Below are 3,144 nucleotides of genomic sequence, written 5' to 3'. Positions count from 1 at the left end.
CATTACAGCCAGGCCCCGACACACAATGTCGGGGCCTGAGCTCTTTAACACCCCACACCCAGACCCATCGAGACGGCACAGCATACCCTCGTGCCACACCTGCGGGAGCGTGGGGGGAGAAACGTGCCACACCTGCGGGAGCGTCGGGGAAGAGGGCCTTTTCCAGAACCTAGGCGATGCCGTCCGCATAGTCAGCGGGGAAACTTGCGGCCGTGGAGCCACGCAAGGAGCTCAATTGCGAGGCCGCCGCCGGCCCCGGTTGCCAGTGCTGCGAGCAAAAGCCCAGTTGGTGGCCAGGAGAGGATGAAGAAATCCTGTGCCAACGGGATGTTGAGCAGAATGACGAGGGCGGCGCACATCGCCGCCAGCACACCAACCCGGCCGGCGTTGAGCGGCCGGGATACCACCGCCAGGATCCAGAGCCCCACCACTGTGAGGGTGAGAACGGAAGCGGAGCGCGCTGCTTCCGGGCCGGGCGTTCCAGCCGACGGCGCGACGGCATTAAGCACAAGCAAGGAGGCCGCGACGATGAGCCCGGCCGGCAGCGAGAACCAGAGTGAGCGACGCAGGAAACCTGGCTTATAGCGACGGGTGTTCGGCATCAGTGCCAGGAAGAATGCGGGGATGCCGATCGTGAGGCCGTCCGTGAAGGAGAGCTGGCGGGGGAGAAACGGGAACTGCCACTGCAGCAGTCCGAAACTGACGGCGATGGCAATGGAATACGCCGTCTTGCTGAGGAAGAGGCTTGAGACGCGCTCGATGTTGGCGATGACGCGCCGACCCTCTGCCAGCACTTCCGGAAGCCGGTCGAAGCGGCCGTCGAGGAGGACCAGCCGCGCTACCGCCTTGGTAGCCGGTGCCGCAGAATCCATGGCGATGCCAAGATCTGCCGTTTTGAGGGCGAGGGCGTCGTTGACCCCGTCCCCGGTCATTGCCACGGTGTGCCCAAGCCGTTGTAGGGCAGCCACCATGTCCTTCTTTTGGTCGGGGCTGACGCGGCCGAAGACATTGTTGCCCCCCATCACCTCCTCGAGAAGCAGGGGATCCTCCGGCAGCGATCGTGCGTCGTAGCCTTGGGCCACGTCTAGACCAACCCGTCGCGCGATGGCTGCGACGGTCCGCGGATCGTCGCCGGAAATGATTTTCAACTCCACGCCCTCGGCGCGGAAGAATTCCAGGGTGTCCCGGGCATCCGACCGGGTCTGTTCCCGAAACGTCAGGAGTGCGACCGGCCTGAGACCGTCGGGCAGAGTCGGCGTCTTGCTCGCCCCCGGAGGTGTGTCCGCTCCGGCCAGCAGCAGCGTCCGCAAGCCGGTGCCGGCAAGCTTTCCGGCTTGCTCCAGCACGTCGGCATGGCCTGGCTCCGCTGTTCGGGCCGCTGCGTCGGCGGATCCGCCAGCTGCCCGCGGCGCCGGATCTCCGGAGCTGCTGTTTCCCGGAGCCAGGATCATTTCCGGCGCCCCGAGAATCCAGGTGGGCGTCGCCCCGTTGCCTCCACCGAAGGTCACCCCGCTCCACTTCCGGGAGGAGGAGAACGGAACGTAGGAGACCGACTGGAATCCGCCGTCGTCCTCGAAAGCGGCGCCGAGGCTCCGCGCCGTGGCGTTTGCCTCGGGTTCGGAAGCAAACCAGCCGAGGGCCTGTTGCCAGCCCGGATCCGGCGTTGGCGTCAGCTGGTGAACCGCGTCGAATCTCAGGCCGCCCTCCGTCAGGGTGCCGGTCTTGTCCATGCAGAGGACGTCCACCCTTGCGAGACCTTCGACGGCAGCGAGTTCCTGGATCAAGACCTTGTGGCCGGCGAGCCTGAGTCCTCCGACTGCGAACGCCACGCTGGTGAGCAGCACGAGGCCCAGCGGAACCATTGCGATCACGCTGGCGATGACGCCGACCAAGGCTGCCGTCCAGGTGCCTGTGGCGATGGCGTCCTGCCAACCGCCCCGCGCCTGCAGCTCGCCGTTGACCACAAGGATTGCGACAGGCAGGATTGCCCATGCTATCCAGCGAAGCACACGGTTGAGGCTGTTGCGGATCTCCGAGTTCACCAGGGAGAACCGGCGCGCATCAGCCGTGAGCCGGCTGGCGAATGACTCGGCCCCAACCCGCACCACCCGGGCCTTGCCGTGCCCGGCCACAATGATGGATCCGGAGAGTACGTCCGACCCGGTGTCTTTGGCCACGGGGTCCGATTCGCCGGTGAGAAGGGATTCGTCCGCCTCGAGTCCGGCGACCTCGAGCACTGCTGCGTCCGCGGTGACCTGGTCCCCAGCGCGCAGGATCAGGACATCATCGCGGACGACGTCGGCCGTGGCTATCTCCTGGATCTGGCCGTCGCGCAACACCCGCGCGCGCGGTGCATCCAAAACCGCAAGACGGTCCAGGGACCTTTTGGCCCGGAATTCCTGGACCACGCCGATCACCGCGTTGCCCGCGGCAGCCAGACCGAACAGTGCGTCCTGCCAGCGGCCGAGGAGCAGCAGTACCAGGAAGCTCGAGCCGACTATCGCGTTGAAAAGGGTGAGGACGTTGGCGCGGAAGATCTGCCACAGGCTCCGGCTGGTCTTGTCCGGCACCCGGTTGTCGAGCCCGCTCTCGATGCGGGCGGTGACATCGTGCTGCGAAAGCCCGCTCACAGCCGGGCCGGACACGCGCCGATTGAGCGGGACTGCTATCTGGCGTCGGCGTTGTGCCCTCACCCCCTGATGGTATCCGCAGCAGCGGCATAAGGTGATGGAGCATACAGCTCCCACCGACGACGTCGGGTTGCCGCACGGGCGACCACGACGGCGGTGCGAGGCTGCGGCGGCGGTGCGGCGCCGGTCCGGCGGGGGTTTTGGCGGTGGTCGCACGCCACCCCGGCGCAGCCCCGAAGCGGGTTTGCGGTTAGCGTCGACTGGGTGTATTGTTTTCTAAGTCGCCACGAGGGAGAACAGCGGAAACGCTGAAGGACCGGAGGCGGCCAATCCCCCAAAAATAATTCAAAACCAAGTTCCTTCGGCGTTTCAATCGCTAAAGAATTCTGGTTGGGGCTGGTTCGTCTGCTGATGTAGGTCCGGGAAGCCGGATTTGCTTTGGAAGTCGAGACCGGGTAGGTTTGAAAAGTTGCTCCGGAGCGATCCTGGACCGTTGGGTTTGGGTGGTGCCGGG

1 protein-coding gene is annotated in these 3,144 nt (G+C 65.7%); it reads right to left on the bottom strand.

What is annotated here, in order from left to right; all coding sequences use genetic code 11:
- Positions 1-191 precede the first annotated feature (191 nt).
- Positions 192-2,630: an HAD-IC family P-type ATPase gene (locus tag HNO80_RS17720; RefSeq protein WP_349627398.1), complete on the bottom strand. Its 2,439-nt coding sequence runs from the start codon at positions 2,628-2,630 to the stop codon at positions 192-194.
- Positions 2,631-3,144 lie beyond the last annotated feature (514 nt).

Origin of the sequence: Arthrobacter sp. C9C5 (assembly GCF_013359735.1) — a bacterium.
Classification (GTDB): domain Bacteria; phylum Actinomycetota; class Actinomycetes; order Actinomycetales; family Micrococcaceae; genus Arthrobacter.
This window is presented reverse-complemented; position numbering and strand designations above follow the sequence as displayed.